The 13772-nt window shown below is 65.0% G+C and carries 14 protein-coding genes; 8 read left to right on the top strand and 6 right to left on the bottom strand.

What is annotated here, in order from left to right; translation table 11 throughout:
* Together VN856_RS24575 and VN856_RS24570 are read right to left on the bottom strand one after the other, a co-directional pair.
* Positions 1-565: TetR/AcrR family transcriptional regulator (locus VN856_RS24575; RefSeq protein WP_325694179.1), on the bottom strand; the 565-nt coding region annotated here is incomplete at its 3' end.
* A 99-nt stretch (positions 566-664) separates the two neighbouring features.
* Positions 665-1564: an alpha/beta hydrolase gene (locus VN856_RS24570; protein ID WP_325694184.1), complete on the bottom strand. Its 900-nt coding sequence runs from the start codon at positions 1562-1564 to the stop codon at positions 665-667.
* 284 nt (positions 1565-1848) lie between these two features.
* On the opposite strand from VN856_RS24570, the gene VN856_RS24565 reads away from it, so the two are divergent.
* Positions 1849-2424: a TetR/AcrR family transcriptional regulator gene (locus VN856_RS24565; RefSeq protein ID WP_325694181.1), complete on the top strand. Its 576-nt coding sequence runs from the start codon at positions 1849-1851 to the stop codon at positions 2422-2424.
* Between the two features lie 84 nt (positions 2425-2508).
* On the opposite strand, the gene VN856_RS24560 is transcribed toward VN856_RS24565, so the two are convergent.
* Complete coding sequence (locus VN856_RS24560; RefSeq protein ID WP_325694177.1) at positions 2509-3366, bottom strand: DUF429 domain-containing protein; 858 nt, start codon at positions 3364-3366, stop codon at positions 2509-2511.
* A 54-nt stretch (positions 3367-3420) separates the two neighbouring features.
* On the opposite strand from VN856_RS24560, the gene purB reads away from it, so the two are divergent.
* Complete coding sequence (purB, locus tag VN856_RS24555; RefSeq protein ID WP_325694175.1) at positions 3421-4839, top strand: adenylosuccinate lyase; 1419 nt, start codon at positions 3421-3423, stop codon at positions 4837-4839.
* A complete protein-coding gene (locus VN856_RS24550; RefSeq protein ID WP_325694172.1) occupies positions 4836-6074 on the top strand; it encodes a cytochrome P450 in 1239 nt (412 codons plus the stop codon). Before purB ends, VN856_RS24550 begins: the two co-directional genes overlap by 4 nt.
* Here the strand turns inward: VN856_RS24550 and VN856_RS24545 are convergent.
* Positions 6071-6691, bottom strand: a complete 621-nt coding sequence (locus VN856_RS24545; RefSeq protein ID WP_325694169.1) for a hypothetical protein — start codon at positions 6689-6691, stop codon at positions 6071-6073. The two genes, VN856_RS24550 and VN856_RS24545, sit on opposite strands and share 4 nt — an antisense overlap.
* A gap of 63 nt (positions 6692-6754) precedes the next feature.
* Between VN856_RS24545 and VN856_RS24540 the strand changes: the two genes are divergently transcribed.
* Positions 6755-7648 (top strand): phosphoribosylaminoimidazolesuccinocarboxamide synthase, encoded by an 894-nt coding sequence (locus VN856_RS24540; RefSeq protein ID WP_325694166.1) that lies wholly within the window; start codon positions 6755-6757, stop codon positions 7646-7648.
* Positions 7645-9792 carry a S9 family peptidase gene (locus tag VN856_RS24535; RefSeq protein WP_325694163.1) on the top strand — a complete coding sequence of 716 codons (2148 nt, stop codon included), beginning with the start codon at positions 7645-7647 and terminating at the stop codon, positions 9790-9792. The genes VN856_RS24540 and VN856_RS24535 overlap by 4 nt, the downstream gene beginning before the upstream one ends.
* On the opposite strand, the gene VN856_RS24530 is transcribed toward VN856_RS24535, so the two are convergent.
* Positions 9721-10167 (bottom strand): hypothetical protein, encoded by a 447-nt coding sequence (locus VN856_RS24530; RefSeq protein WP_325694161.1) that lies wholly within the window; start codon positions 10165-10167, stop codon positions 9721-9723. The two genes, VN856_RS24535 and VN856_RS24530, sit on opposite strands and share 72 nt — an antisense overlap.
* Before the next feature lie 93 nt (positions 10168-10260).
* On the opposite strand from VN856_RS24530, the gene VN856_RS24525 reads away from it, so the two are divergent.
* Positions 10261-10824: a TetR/AcrR family transcriptional regulator gene (locus VN856_RS24525; protein WP_325694159.1), complete on the top strand. Its 564-nt coding sequence runs from the start codon at positions 10261-10263 to the stop codon at positions 10822-10824.
* 4 nt (positions 10825-10828) lie between these two features.
* Here VN856_RS24525 and VN856_RS24520 read toward each other — a convergent pair whose 3' ends face one another.
* A complete protein-coding gene (locus tag VN856_RS24520; protein WP_325694155.1) occupies positions 10829-12415 on the bottom strand; it encodes a DHA2 family efflux MFS transporter permease subunit in 1587 nt (528 codons plus the stop codon).
* A 61-nt stretch (positions 12416-12476) separates the two neighbouring features.
* Here VN856_RS24520 and VN856_RS24515 point away from each other — a divergent pair, with 61 nt between their 5' ends.
* Both VN856_RS24515 and VN856_RS24510 read left to right on the top strand, forming a co-directional pair.
* Entirely contained in the window at positions 12477-12965 is a 489-nt protein-coding gene (locus tag VN856_RS24515; RefSeq protein ID WP_325694153.1) for a glutathione peroxidase, read from the top strand.
* An 81-nt stretch (positions 12966-13046) separates the two neighbouring features.
* Complete coding sequence (locus VN856_RS24510) at positions 13047-13751, top strand: DUF2334 domain-containing protein (RefSeq protein WP_325694150.1); 705 nt, start codon at positions 13047-13049, stop codon at positions 13749-13751.
* Positions 13752-13772: the final 21 nt, after the last annotated feature.

The following is a 13772-nucleotide window of genomic DNA, read 5'->3' as shown; positions in this document are numbered from 1 at the left end:
GATCAATCACCGGGCTCCCGCCGCGACGATACGGTTCGGCTCCGCCCGATTTGTCTTGCAGGCGTTCGAGAACCGCCGCGCCCTGGGTGTGCACCGAGATGCTGGCGTAGGTGTCGAACGCGTCCTCGGGTGACAGGCCCGCCTCGACCAATGTGGTGACCGCCTTCTCCAGCTTCTGGAACGCCGCGAGCGTCGCCTCGCGGCCAAAGGTGCCACGGATCAGGATCAGGTCGCACAGGATCGGGTTGTCCCGAAACGTCTGCCGCATCTTTCGCGCGTGATCCCGCAACGAATCCTGCCAGTCTTGGCCCTCGACAAAGGGTGTCGCGAAGTCGTACTGGCCCAACGCGCGGTCGGTCATCGCGTTGAGCAGATCGTCCTTTTTCCGGAAGTACCAGTAGATGCTTGTCACGCCGACATCGAGATGCTTGGCCAGCAGCGGCATGCTCAAGCCGTCGACCGAGACTTCCGCGGCGACGTCGAACGCGCCGTTGATGATTTCGTCGACGCTGATCGATCCGCGTTCACGTCGCTGCCGCTTGTCCGCGACGGCTTGCCTCGCCAATTCGGGTAACCTCCGTGCACTCAGAGCACGCACTGCGCGCTATCGTCTCGAATATCGTAAGCCTTCTGGTAGGGGCTGCGGTCGAGAAGTACAGCGCTGCTACACAGTCAGCAGCGGCGCCATCCAGGTCAATTCGGCCGGCAGCTGCGCACTCCAGAACGACGCATCGTGGCCACCCGGAGAAAACCCGCCCGCCGGTGGACTGGGCAACTGGGCGACGAACTGCTTGGTCGCGCTGTAGAACGGATCGCTGTTGCCGCAATCCACCCGGATCGGAATGGACCCGAGCGCGGGCATTCCGAACACCGAGTTAGCCGCGAAATCGTCAGGGCCGTCGAACGCGCCCGGGGCGGCCGCCCCCGACGACATCCACAGCGCCGGGCTCACCGCGCAGATCGCCGCGGTGCGGCCCGCACCGAGCCGACCGCCCAGCAACAGGGCGCCGTAACCGCCCATCGACCAGCCCAGAAACCCGACCCGGGAGGTGTCGAGGCCCTGGCCGCCCAGCATCGGGATGAGCTCGTTCAACACCATCGCGCTGCAGTCTTCGCCGGAAGCCCTTTTGTGCCAATAGCTTCCGCCACCGTCGACAGCCACAACCGCGAACGGAGGCAGGCCGGCGGCGACGGCCTGGGCCAGCCCCTGCTCGACCCCGCCCTCCATCACGGTGGCCGCGCTGCTGCCCTTGCCGTGCAGCGCGATCACCGGCCGCAGCGGTTTGGTCTGACCGGGAGGACGTGCGATGGCCCAGTTGGTGGCGACTCCACCGCGCGCCGCGGACACGAACGAACCGGTCACCATCGTCGGCGCGGGCACCGGCTCCAGCGGCGGGTGCGGCGCTAGCGGAATGCCGGTGCCGGTCATGACTACCGGCGCCGCCACCGGAGGACGCCCGGCGAGCAAGCGGTCCATCGCATAGACGCCGAGCGCTCCGGCCGCGGCGCCGCTGCCCAGGCGCAACACGGCACGACGACTCATCTCCGGCATGCGGGTCATCATAAAGCGCCGCATTCGGTCCCCTCGTGGCTGCGCGACTCCTGGGTGTTTGTTCGAAAGGGCAATACGGCGCCAGCCTGGCTGGCACCATGTCCTAGGTGACTGCAGCTGTGGCTCCCGAGGGAGCCTTTGCTCCCGGGGTAGCTGTCGCTGCCAAGCAGGTCGTTGCCGCGTCGGCTGTTGCCACCGCACCGACCGTTGTCGCTGCGCCCGCCACTGTCGCGCCGAAGGCGGTTGCCCCACCTAAAGGCGCCGTCACCCCCAAGGGCGAACGTCGACGGTATGCGCTGGTCAGCGCGGCCGCCGAGCTGCTTTGTGAAGGCGGGTTCGAGGCGGTCCGGCACCGCGCCGTGGCGCGCCGCGCGGGTCTTCCGCTGGCGTCGACCACCTATTACTTCTCCAGCCTCGACGATCTGATCGCCAGCGCGGTGGCGCATATCGGGTTGCTGGAGGTCGCGCAGCTGCGTGCGCAGGTGGCCACGCTGTCGCGTCGGCGGCGCAGCGCCGATACCACCGCGGACCTGCTGGTCGACCTGCTCGTCGGCGGCGAATCCGAAACGCGTCTGACCGAGCAGCTGATTTCGCGCTACGAGCGCCACATCGCTTGTGCCCGCCTACCCGGATTACGGGAAATCCAGCGCCGCAGCCTGCGCCAGCGGGTCGACGCCGTGGCCGAGGTCATCGAACGGTCGGGACGCTCGGTGCGCCCTGAGCTCGTCGCGGCGTTGATCTGCACGGTTGATGGCGCAGTGGTTTCGGCGTTGGTCGACGACCGCCAGGATCCGCGCACTCTCGCACGGTCGACTGTGATTGATGTCATTGATGCGGTGGCGCCGTTCGACCGCCGACCCGTGCAGGTGTGATTCGGTTTCAGCCGAATTAGCCATTCACACCACTCTTTAACGCGCTATTGCGGGCTCTGACAGCGGATCCGAAGGCCTTGACGGCTAGCCGCCGAGCTGCCGACGGATCGCGGTCAAGCCGCGCTGCGCTTCGTCGAGAAGTGTTGCGACGTGAGCCACCTGCGCACGTAGGTCGTCGTTGTCCGGCTGTGGCACAGCGCGGCGACGGCGGGCCGGCGCTGCATCGGGCGGCAGCGTCGGCGTGACGATATAACCGGTCGCGAAATCGCCGTACAGCGTCACGTCCTCTGGGCGGTGATATGAAAACAGCGCAACGTACGCGCACACCACCGCGTCGACCGGATCCTCGTCCCGGTCGAGTTGTACCGGCCGGGTCGCAGCCTTGACGCGCTTACGAAGCTCCACCCAGGACACGTTGTGGTTCACCCGCAGTCGGGGCGACGCCTTGTCGAGGCCTTCGATCAGCGTCATCAGGTGCAGCAGCTCGTGCTGACGTGCCTCGAAGGTTCCCTTCTTGTATTTGAGGGTTTTCTGCAAACCGAACAACGCGACCGTCGCTGGATGCGGATACACCTCGATCGCCCGCCGTGTCGACGTCGACGCGGGATTCATGTCGAGGGTCAGTGCGTTGGCGATCCGTGCGCCGCGAGGACTGTTGAACGCGGGGTTCTCGGTGTTCGCCGGATGGGCGCCCGCCTCGAACGCATGAAAGTCGCGGTTGAGTGCCGTCTCGCACGGCCGGGCTCCAGCTGAGTTCCGCACGATCAACGGGGCGTCGATGGCCACCAGGCAGTCGTCGCTGACGTAGGGCTCCACCGCTGCTTCGATGCTTTCATCGTCGTGCCCGGCGCCGACGTGCAGCAGTCGACCGTCGGCGTCGACGACGGCGATACCTGTGTTGTTCTTCTCGCCCCAGGCCAGATCGAGCCCAACAAAGTGCATGAGCCTCACTGTGCCTGATCCGTGCCCGGCGCGGCGCCATTAAGCTGTGTGTTTGTGACAATCCCGAACGTCTTGGCCAACCGCTACGCCAGCGCGGACATGGTGGCGATCTGGTCGCCGGAGGCCAAGATCGTCGCCGAGCGGCGGCTCTGGCTGGCGGTGTTGCGGGCGCAGGCGGAATTGGGCGTCGAGGTCCCCGCAACGGCGATCGCCGATTACGAACGGGTGCTCGACGACGTCGACCTGGCGTCGATCTCTGCCCGCGAGCGGGTGCTGCGCCACGACGTGAAGGCCCGCATCGAGGAGTTCAACGCGCTGGCCGGTCACGAACACGTGCACAAGGGCATGACCAGTCGTGACCTGACCGAGAATGTCGAGCAGTTGCAGGTTCGCCGCTCGCTAGAGTTGGTGTTCGCGCACGGCGTGGCGGTGGTGTCCCGGATGGCCGAGCGCGCCGCGAGCTACTGCGATCTGGTGATGGCCGGACGCAGTCACAACGTCGCGGCACAGGCCACCACACTGGGCAAGCGGTTCGCGTCGGCAGCGCAGGAGACTCTCGTCGCATTGACCAGGCTCCGGGAATTGATCGATCGTTACCCGTTGCGCGGCATCAAAGGTCCGATGGGAACCGCCCAGGACATGCTCGACCTGCTCGGTGGCGACGCGGCGAAGCTGGCTGACCTCGAACAGCGCATCGCCGATTTCCTGGGCTTCGCAACGGTTTTGACCAGCGTCGGGCAGGTGTATCCGCGTTCGCTCGACCACGACGTGGTGTCGGCTCTGGTTCAGCTGGGCGCCGGCCCGTCGTCGCTGGCACACACCATCCGGCTGATGGCCGGCCACGATCTGGTCACCGAGGGCTTCGCTGCCGGACAGGTCGGCTCGTCGGCGATGCCGCACAAGATGAACACCCGCAGCTGTGAGCGGGTCAACGGGCTCCAGGTCGTGCTGCGCGGCTACGCCTCGATGGCCGCCGAGTTGGCCGGGGCGCAGTGGAACGAAGGTGATGTGTTCTGTTCCGTGGTGCGCCGAGTCACCTTGCCGGACAGCTTCTTTGCCGTCGACGGACAGATCGAGACCATGCTGACCGTGCTCGACGAATTCGGTGCCTACCCCGCGGTGATTCAGCGGGAGCTGGACCGCTATCTGCCGTTCCTCGCCACCACCAAGGTGTTGATCGCCGCCGTGCGCGCGGGACTGGGCCGGGAAACGGCGCACGAGGTGATCAAGGAGCATGCTGTCGGTGCGGCGCTGGCGATGCGCGAGCAAGGCGCCGAGCCGGATCTACTCGACCGGCTGGCCGCCGACCCGCGCCTGCCGCTGGATCGGGCCGCGATCGATGCCGCGCTGGCCGACCGAAAAGCGTTCATCGGCGCGGCCGGCGATCAGGTCGACGCGGTGGTCGCGGAGGTCGATGCGCTGGTCACCCGTTATCCCGATGCAGCCAAGTACACGCCGGGTGCCATCCTATGACTCTGGCCGGGGCGCTCTCGCAGGTCGACTTCACCGACCTGGATAACTTCGCCAACGGCTTTCCGCACGAGCTGTTCGCCGTCCATCGGCGCGAGGCACCGGTCTACTGGCACCGCCCGACCGAGCACACGCCAGACGGTGAGGGGTTCTGGTCCGTTGCCAGCTACGCGGAAACGCTTGCCGTGCTGAAAGATCCGGTGACGTTCTCGTCGGTCACCGGCGGGGACCGACCGTTCGGCGGCACGCTGCTGCAGGATCTGTCGATCGCGGGCCAAGTGCTCAACATGATGGACGACCCGCGGCATACGCAGATTCGGCGGCTGGTCAGCTCGGGGCTGACGCCGCGGATGATCGGGCTGGTCGAAGACGACCTGCGCGGGCGGACGCGTCGGCTGCTGGATGCGGTGGTGCCCGGCGAGCCGTTCGACTTCGTTATGGACGTCGCCGCCGAATTACCCATGCAGATGATTTGCATTCTGCTGGGAGTGCCTGAATCCGAACGGCATTGGTTGTTCGAGGCCATCGAACCGCAGTTCGACTTCGGCGGATCGCGCAAGGCGGCTTTGTCGCAGCTGTCGGCCGAGGAGGCCGGCTCGCGGATGTACACCTACGGGCTGGAGCTGATCGCGTCGAAACGTGCCCAGCCCACCGATGACATGTTGTCGGTGGTCGCAAACGCGGCGGCCCATGCCGACGACGGCCCGGCCATGTCCGACCTCGAGCTGTATTTGTTCTTCAGCCTGCTGTTCAGTGCCGGCGCGGAGACGACCCGTAACGCGGTCGCCGGCGGGCTGCTGGCGCTGGCCAACCATCCGGAGCAATTACGCGCGCTGCGTGAGGATTTGGACACGCTGCCGACCGCGGTCGAGGAGATGGTCCGGTGGACGTCGCCGTCGCCGTCCAAGCGGCGCACGGCCACCCGCGACGTCACGGTCGGCGGCGCGCCGATTGGGGCGGGGCAGAAGGTGCAGATATGGGAGGGCTCGGCCAACCGCGACGCAAGCGTATTCGACGACGCCGATGAGTTCGATATCGAGCGAAAGCCCAACCCGCACCTTGGTTTCGGCCAGGGTGCGCATTACTGCTTGGGCGCCAACCTGGCCAGGCTGGAGCTGCGGGTGCTGTTCGAAGAGCTGCTGTCGCGGTTCGCAACCGTGCAGGTCGTGCGTGATGTGGAATGGACACGTAGCAACCGGCACACCGGTATCCGGCATCTCGTGGTGGAATTGGTCTAACGTGCCCTGACCGCTATTCCCGCCGAACGCAATTCGAGGGCCGCAAGGCCATGGATGGCGCGGGGATCCGCTGCACGCCATGCCCCGACCGGGTCGGGGGACACCGCGGTGAGCCGGCCCAGTGGCCGGTTGGCCAACGCCCGCAACGCCAGCAGCTGGGCACCGGCCGGGGTGGCGGCCAGCGCGCTCACGGTCAACTTGCGCCGGAGGAACCGAATGCGTAACGCCAGCCACGGCACCGCCACCCCGAGCGTCGGCGGGGCCGCAACCGCCAACGCCAGTACGACGGCCAGCCAGCTGGCGGTGCTATCCAGGTTGTGGCCGGCGCCGGCGATGTCGAGCGCGGCCTTGCTGGCCGCGGTCAGCGGTTCGCTGACCGCCCCGCCGACCAGTGGGATGTGCTCGGCGCTCTGGCCGGCCGACTTGAGGCTGTCGGCGACACCGTCAGCGCCGCCTTGAACCTGCCGACCCACATCGGCGATCGTCGACACCGCGCTGTGGACGGCCAGGCCGACGAGCACCCAGAGAAAAGTCCAGATGGCGACGACGACGTCGCTGAACAGCTGAGCCAGCAGTCGGCCCGGAGTGGTGGCGTAAGGGACAAACCGCGATTTCATACTCCGATCCCAACACAGGGTCGGTCTGTAGGTCGCCGTTACGGCGACCGCTACGCTGTCTCGATGCGTCCCGCTCTGTCCGACTATCAGCACCTGGCCAGTGGCAAAGTCCGCGAGTTGTATCGCATCGACGACGGTCACCTGCTGTTCGTCGCGACTGACCGGATCTCGGCATTCGACTATGTACTCGACAGTGTGATCCCAGATAAGGGACGCATCTTGACCGCGATGAGCGTGTTCTTCTTCGATCTCGTCGAGGCGCCCAACCATCTGGCCGGACCGCCGGATGATCCGCGGATCCCCGACGAAGTCTTGGGCCGGGCGCTGGTGGTGCACGAGCTCGACATGGCACCGGTGGAGTGCGTCGCCCGCGGGTATTTGACCGGTTCGGGCTTACTGGACTACCAGGAGACCGGCAAAGTCTGTGGCATCACCTTGCCGCCGGGCCTCGTCGAGGCCAGCAGGTTCGCGACCCCGTTGTTCACCCCCGCGACGAAAGCTGAACTGGGACAACACGACGAGAATATTCCGTTCGCGAAGGTGATCGAGATGGTCGGTGGAGTCCGCGCCAACCAATTGCGCGACCGTACTTTGCAGACCTACGTCCAGGCCGCTGACCACGCGCTCCGAAAGGGAATCATCATCGCCGACACCAAATTCGAGTTCGGCGTCGATGCCCGCGGCGTCCTGGTGCTGGCCGATGAGATCTTCACCCCCGACTCGTCGCGCTACTGGCCGGCGGCCGATTACCGCGTCGGCGAGGTGCAGAACAGCTTCGACAAACAGTTCGTCCGCAACTGGTTGACCAGTCCCGAGTCGGGCTGGGATCGCGGAGGTTCTAAGCCGCCGCCACCGCTTCCGGACAGCGTCATCGATGCCACTAGGGCTCGTTATGTCGAGGCCTACGAACGGATTTCTGGATTGAGCTTCGGCGACTGGATCGGTCCGTGCGCATGACCGATAATCCTCAGCCGCCGATCGCCAAACGTGTCGACTCTCGGAGAGAGTTTCACGGTGACGTGTTCAACGATCCATACGAATGGCTGCGCGACAAGTCGAGTCATGAAGTGGTCGCCTATCTGGAGGCCGAGAACGACTACGCCGATCAGACGACCGCCCCGCTCGAGCCGTTGCGGCAGCGCATCTTCGATGAGATCAAAGCCAGGACCAAGGAAACCGACCTGTCGGTACCGGTCCGTCGCGGCGACTGGTGGTATTACGCTCGCAGCTACGAAGGCAAGCAGTACGGTGTCCAATGCCGTTGCGCGATAGCCGATCCAACCGACTGGAATCCACCGGTCTTCGACGAGCACACCGAGATTGCCGGCGAGCAGGTGCTGCTCGATGAGAACGTCGAAGCCGAAGGGCACGACTTCTTCTCGCTGGGTGCCGCCAGCGTCAGCCCCGACGGAAATGTGCTGGCCTACTCCGTCGACGTAGTCGGCGACGAACGTTATACGTTGCGGTTCAGGAACCTTCGCACCGGAGAGCAGTATCCCGACGAGATCGTCGGCATCGGTGCGGGGGCGACCTGGGCCACCGACAATCGAACCGTCTACTACATCACCCTTGACGCGGCATGGCGTCCCGATACGGTGTGGCGTCATCGCCTTGCGTCCGGCCTTTCCGCCGAGAAGGTGTATCACGAATCCGACGAGAAGTTTTGGCTCGCGGTTGGCCGGACGCGTAGCGACGCGTACGTATTGATCGCAGCGGGATCGGCTATCACCTCGGAAGTCCGCTATGCCGACGCCGGCGATCCGCATGCCGAGTTCGTCACGGTGTTGCCCCGCCGGGAGGGCATCGAATATTCGGTGGAGCACGCGATCGTCGGAGGGCAGGATCGATTCTTGATCCTGCACAACGACAACGCGGTGAACTTCACGCTGGCCGAGGCGCCTGTCGACGACCCCACAGCGCAGCGCACCCTGATCGATCACCGCGACGATGTGCGGCTAGACGGCGTCGATGCGTTCGCCGGGCACCTGGTGGTCAGCTACCGCGGCGCAGCGCTACCGCGAATCCAGTTGTGGCCCATAAAGGACAACGACTACGGACGTGCCGAGGAGATCGCCTTCGACTCCGAGCTGATGTCGGCCGGGCTGGGCGCCAACCCGAATTGGGAGTCGCCCAAGCTACGGGTCGGCGCGGGGTCGTTTATCACCCCGGTACGCATTTACGATCTGGACCTGGTCACCGGCGAGCGCACGCTGTTGCGCGAGCAACCGGTGCTGGGCGATTACCGCCGCGAGGATTACGTCGAACGTCGCGATTGGGCGCACGCGGCCGACGGTACCAAGATCCCGATTTCGATCGTCCATCGTGCCGGTATCGAATTCCCGGCCCCGGCTTTGGTTTACGGCTACGGCGCCTACGAGATCTGCGAGGATCCACGATTTTCCATCGCCCGGCTGTCATTGCTGGACCGCGGCATGGTGTTCGTCGTCGCACATGTGCGCGGCGGCGGTGAGATGGGCCGGCTGTGGTACGAGCACGGCAAGCTTCTGGAGAAGAAGAACACCTTTACCGACTTCGTCTCAGTCGGGCAGCATCTGGTGGACACCGGGCTGACCCGCCCGCAGCAGTTGGTGGCGCTGGGAGGTAGCGCCGGTGGCCTACTCATGGGTGCGGTGGCCAACATGGCGCCCGACCTTTTTGCCGGAATTCTGGCGCAGGTGCCGTTTGTCGATCCGCTGACCACGATCCTGGACCCGTCGTTGCCGCTGACCGTCACCGAGTGGGACGAATGGGGAAACCCGTTGAGCGACAGCGATGTCTACCACTACATGAAATCGTATTCGCCGTACGAAAATGTGGCGGCGCAGAAGTATCCGGCCATTCTCGCGATGACCTCGCTGCACGACACTCGGGTCTACTATGTCGAGCCGGCGAAATGGGTTGCGGCGCTGCGGCACACCAAGACCGACGGCAATCCGGTGCTATTGAAGACCCAAATGACCGCCGGCCACGGTGGTATCAGCGGGCGCTACGAACGCTGGAAAGAGGCCGCCTACCAATACGCTTGGTTGCTAGCTGCCGCCGACCGCGACCACTACGGCAGCGGCCAGGTAGACGATCTCCTCAGCGGTGCGCAGGGGTAGCCGGGTCGTCATCGACTTGGGCGGGTTGGGCATCCGGGCCGCGTAGATGTTGGCCGGGAACATCGCCACCATCAACAGCAGTAGACAGACCCCCGCCGCGATCCGGGTAGCCGGAATCAACAGGCCGACCGCGCCGAGCAATTCCAGCACCCCGGTGAAGCTGACCAGTAATCCCGGCGCCGGCAGTCGCGGCGGCACTATCGCGATCAGGCTGCCGCGCAGCGGCGGGGCGAAGTGCGCCACGCCGGTCAGCACGAACATCGCGGCCAGACCGACAGCGATCGCCTTGCCCCAGCTGTCGAGGTAGTCGACGCCGAGCCGGCCCACGAGCCGGGCGACCATGCTTCCGATGAGCAGAGCGATCAACGGAGCCATCTTTTCATCTCCAATCTAGACACTGACTAGTTTTGCGGCCGAGCGTACGACGGCAAACTAGTCAGTGTCAAGTTAGTCCGCTATGCTGTCGCTATGGACCGTTCGACCTACCATCACGGCGATCTGCGGGCCGAGATACTTACCGAAGCCGCGCGTCTGGTGGCACAGCGGGGCGCCGACGGGGTGTCGCTTCGCGAGCTGGCGCGCGAAGCGGGGGTGTCGCACGCCGCACCGGCACACCACTTCACCGACCGCCGTGGTTTGTTCACCGCGCTGGCCGCCCAAGGGTTCGGGCTGCTGGCCACTGCACTCGCGGAGGCTCGCCCGCGCTTCCTGGATGCTGCATCGGCGTATGTGCGGTTCGCCATCGAGCATCCGGGCCACTACCGGGTGATGTTCGACAAGTCGTTGCTCGACCCGTTGAACCCGGAGTTGGTGGCCGCCGAAGCCGCTGCCGGGGACGAGCTGGCCCGCGGCGTCGCGTCACTGCCAGACCAGCACGCCCAGGCGGATCCGCGTGGTGCGCAACTCGCGGCTTGGTCGCTGGTGCACGGTTTTTCGATGCTGTGGCTGAATGACGCGGTGAACCCTGAGCTGAAGGCCGCCGATCCGATGGCGTCCGTGGAGCGGATTGCGATGATGTTGTTCGAGGAGTAGCGCTCTAGACGGGCACCGTGGTCTGGCGTCGGCCGGGCGGCGGTGGCTTGTTGGGTAGAAACGCCACCGGAAGCAGTGTCAGCGCGACAACGACGATCGAGACCACCAACACGAGTGTGTAGGCGTGGGTGAGGTCATGCATCAGCCGGATGGTGAAATCAGCGGAGACCTCGTGATGCGACGGCACCGGTGGACCGTGCTTCCCGAATTTTCCCCGGAGAATCCCGAGTTTCTCTGCGGCGCCGATGGTTTCGCTGCGATTGAACTGACTGGTCAAGATCACCGACATCAACGCGGTGCCAACCGCAACGGCGACGTGTTGGTTGACACTCAGCAGCGTCGACCCGCGCGCCACCTCGTGCGGAGCCAATGTCTGTACCGCCGCGCCGGACAGCGGTGTCAGGGTGCAGCCCAGGCCGATGCCCGTGATGACCAATCCCACCATCAGGATCGGCATATATTCCGCCTGTTGCGATGCGCCATAGGCGAATACGGTCAATCCGGTGGTGATCGCCGTGATCCCGACCAACAGGACATTGCGGGGTCCGCGTTTGTCCATCAAGGTGCCGGCCAGCGGCATAGTCAGCATCGCGCCGAGCCCCTGCGGGATCAGTTGCAGGCCGGACTGCAGCGGAGTTTCATGCAGCAGCTGCTGGAGATAGCTGGGAATGACCAGGACGGCGCCGAAAAACCCAACGGAGAACGCGAACATCGCGGAGTTGGACAGCGTTACCGCCCGATTCTTGAACAGCCGCAGGTCGATGAGCGGATGGTCGGCGCGATGCAGCGCGTGCAGAACGAACGCCGTAATCAGAGCGATTCCGATGAGCCCCGGTATCCACACATGGTTGTCGGTGAAGCTGTCACGCCGCGGCACCGAGGAGATCCCGAACAGCAGGGTTGCCAATCCCGGTGACAGCAAGAGCATCCCGACGAAGTCGAAGGCCTCCGACGGGCGCGGACGATCTTTCGGAAAGATCAATGCCGCGAGCACTATCAGGATGACGCCGATCGGCAGGTTGATCCGGAAGATCCATTGCCAGCCGTAAGCGCTGATCAGCCAGCCACCGAGGACCGGCCCGCACATCGGGGCAAGCAGCATCGGGATGCCGAGCACCGCCATCAACCTGCCGAGCCGTCTCGGGCCGGCCTCGCGCGTCAAGATGATCAGGGTCAGCGGCACCAGCATCCCGCCGCCAAAACCTTGGATGACTCGAAATGCGATGAGCTGGGTGACGTTTGATGCCATCGAGCACAGCAGCGATGCCAGGGTGAACCATAAAGCCGCACCCATGAACAGCCGCTTGGTGCCGAATCGGTCTGATGCCCAGCCGGCCAGCGGAATCACAGTGGCCTGGCCGAGCGTGTAGCCGGTGATTGTCCAGGCGACGACGGCCTGAGTGGATGCGAACTCCGCGATGAACGTGCGCTGCGCGACGCTGACGACCGTGCCGTCCAGAATCGCCATCACCGAGGCGAGAATGCAGACACCGGCGATCCGCAGCAGGCCGGCATCCAGCGAATCCGGGTACTCGGCGAGATTGTCGGCCGCGGGTTCGTCGTTGGCCGTCGGTACCGCGCGAGAAACCATGACCACCAGACTAACGAGAAAGTAGCTAGCTGATCAAAATGTCCTGGGGTAGCCTCCGGGTATGACTGTGACCGAGATCGCTTTGACCGGCCTCGATGGCGGTTCACTGTCGCTGGCCGACTACAACGACCGCGCCGTGCTGGTGGTCAACGTCGCCTCAAAATGTGGTCTGACGCCGCAATACGCCGCGCTTGAGCAGCTTGCGCGCGATTACGCCGAGCGCGGCCTGACCGTTCTCGGAGTTCCGTGCAATCAATTCATGGGACAAGAGCCGGGCAGCGCGGAAGAAATCCAGACTTTTTGTTCGACGACTTATGGTGTGACGTTCCCGCTGTTGGCCAAAACCGATGTCAATGGGCCGGACCGGCACCCGCTTTACACCGAATTGACCAAGACGCCTGACGCCGCCGGTCAGGCCGGTGACGTGCAGTGGAACTTCGAGAAATTCCTGGTCGCACCGGGCGGAGAGGTGGTCAACCGATTCCGTCCGCAAACGGTGCCTGATGCGCCTGAGGTGATCGCGGCGGTCGAGGCTGTGCTACCGAATTAGCTGGTCGGCTCGCGTCGAACTGACGCTTGCTGTCCGCGTGTATGTCACCATTTGGACATCTGACATCGTCAAAATTGTGATGTGTCTGGGAAGTTGATCGTCTCGGTCTCCGGGATTCGCGAGCGCACGTTGGACGACGTCGCCCAATTCTGCGAGAAAATGGACAACCGTTCTGTACCGGTGTCCTTGCTGGTTGCCCCGCGGTTGAAAGGCGGTTACCGGCTGGATCACGATCCGATCACCGTCGAGTGGCTGGCAGGTCGGCGTGCCGCCGGCGATGCGATTCTGCTGAACGGATACGACGACGCGGCCACCAAGAAGCGCCGCGGTGAGTTCGCCACGCTGCCGGCACACGAGGCCAATCTGCGCCTGATGGCCGCGGACCGGGTGCTCGAGCACCTCGGACTGCGCACTCGGCTCTTCGCGGCGCCGCGCTGGACCGCATCACCGGGAACGGTTACCGCGTTGCCCCGCAACGGATTCCGTCTTCTAGCCGACCTGCATGAGATTACCGACCTGGTCCGGCAGACGACCGTGCGGGCACGGGTACTGGGTATCGGCGAAGGATTCCTGTCCGAGCCGTGGTGGTGCCGGATGCTGGTGCTGTCGGCCGAGCGGGTGGCGCGTCGCGACGGCGTCGTGCGGGTAGCGGTCGCGGCCAGTCACCTGCGTAAGTCCGGTCCGCGGCAAGCGATGCTGGACGCCGTGGATCTGGGACTGCTGCACGGCTGCGAACCCACCGTGTACCACTGGCGGGCCGATCAGGCCATTCTCGACGCAGCCTGACCCTTCAGGTCGCTACTGTGT

The sequence above is a fragment of the Mycobacterium sp. genome (assembly GCF_035603715.1).
Taxonomy (GTDB): Bacteria; Actinomycetota; Actinomycetes; order Mycobacteriales; family Mycobacteriaceae; genus Mycobacterium.
This window is presented reverse-complemented; position numbering and strand designations above follow the sequence as displayed.

Bases quoted from the DNA above. Each gene is read 5' to 3' on its own strand.
- VN856_RS24570 (WP_325694184.1), bottom strand. From the start codon at position 1,564: ATGATGACCCGCATGCCGGAGATGAGTCGTCGTGCCGTGTTGCGCCTG.
- VN856_RS24560 (WP_325694177.1), bottom strand. From the start codon at position 3,366: ATGCACTTTGTTGGGCTCGATCTGGCCTGGGGCGAGAAGAACAACACA.
- VN856_RS24550 (WP_325694172.1), top strand. From the start codon at position 4,836: ATGACTCTGGCCGGGGCGCTCTCGCAGGTCGACTTCACCGACCTGGAT.
- VN856_RS24545 (WP_325694169.1), bottom strand. From the start codon at position 6,691: ATGAAATCGCGGTTTGTCCCTTACGCCACCACTCCGGGCCGACTGCTG.
- VN856_RS24540 (WP_325694166.1), top strand. From the start codon at position 6,755: ATGCGTCCCGCTCTGTCCGACTATCAGCACCTGGCCAGTGGCAAAGTC.
- VN856_RS24535 (WP_325694163.1), top strand. From the start codon at position 7,645: ATGACCGATAATCCTCAGCCGCCGATCGCCAAACGTGTCGACTCTCGG.
- VN856_RS24530 (WP_325694161.1), bottom strand. From the start codon at position 10,167: ATGGCTCCGTTGATCGCTCTGCTCATCGGAAGCATGGTCGCCCGGCTC.
- VN856_RS24525 (WP_325694159.1), top strand. From the start codon at position 10,261: ATGGACCGTTCGACCTACCATCACGGCGATCTGCGGGCCGAGATACTT.
- VN856_RS24520 (WP_325694155.1), bottom strand. From the start codon at position 12,415: ATGGTTTCTCGCGCGGTACCGACGGCCAACGACGAACCCGCGGCCGAC.
- VN856_RS24515 (WP_325694153.1), top strand. From the start codon at position 12,477: ATGACTGTGACCGAGATCGCTTTGACCGGCCTCGATGGCGGTTCACTG.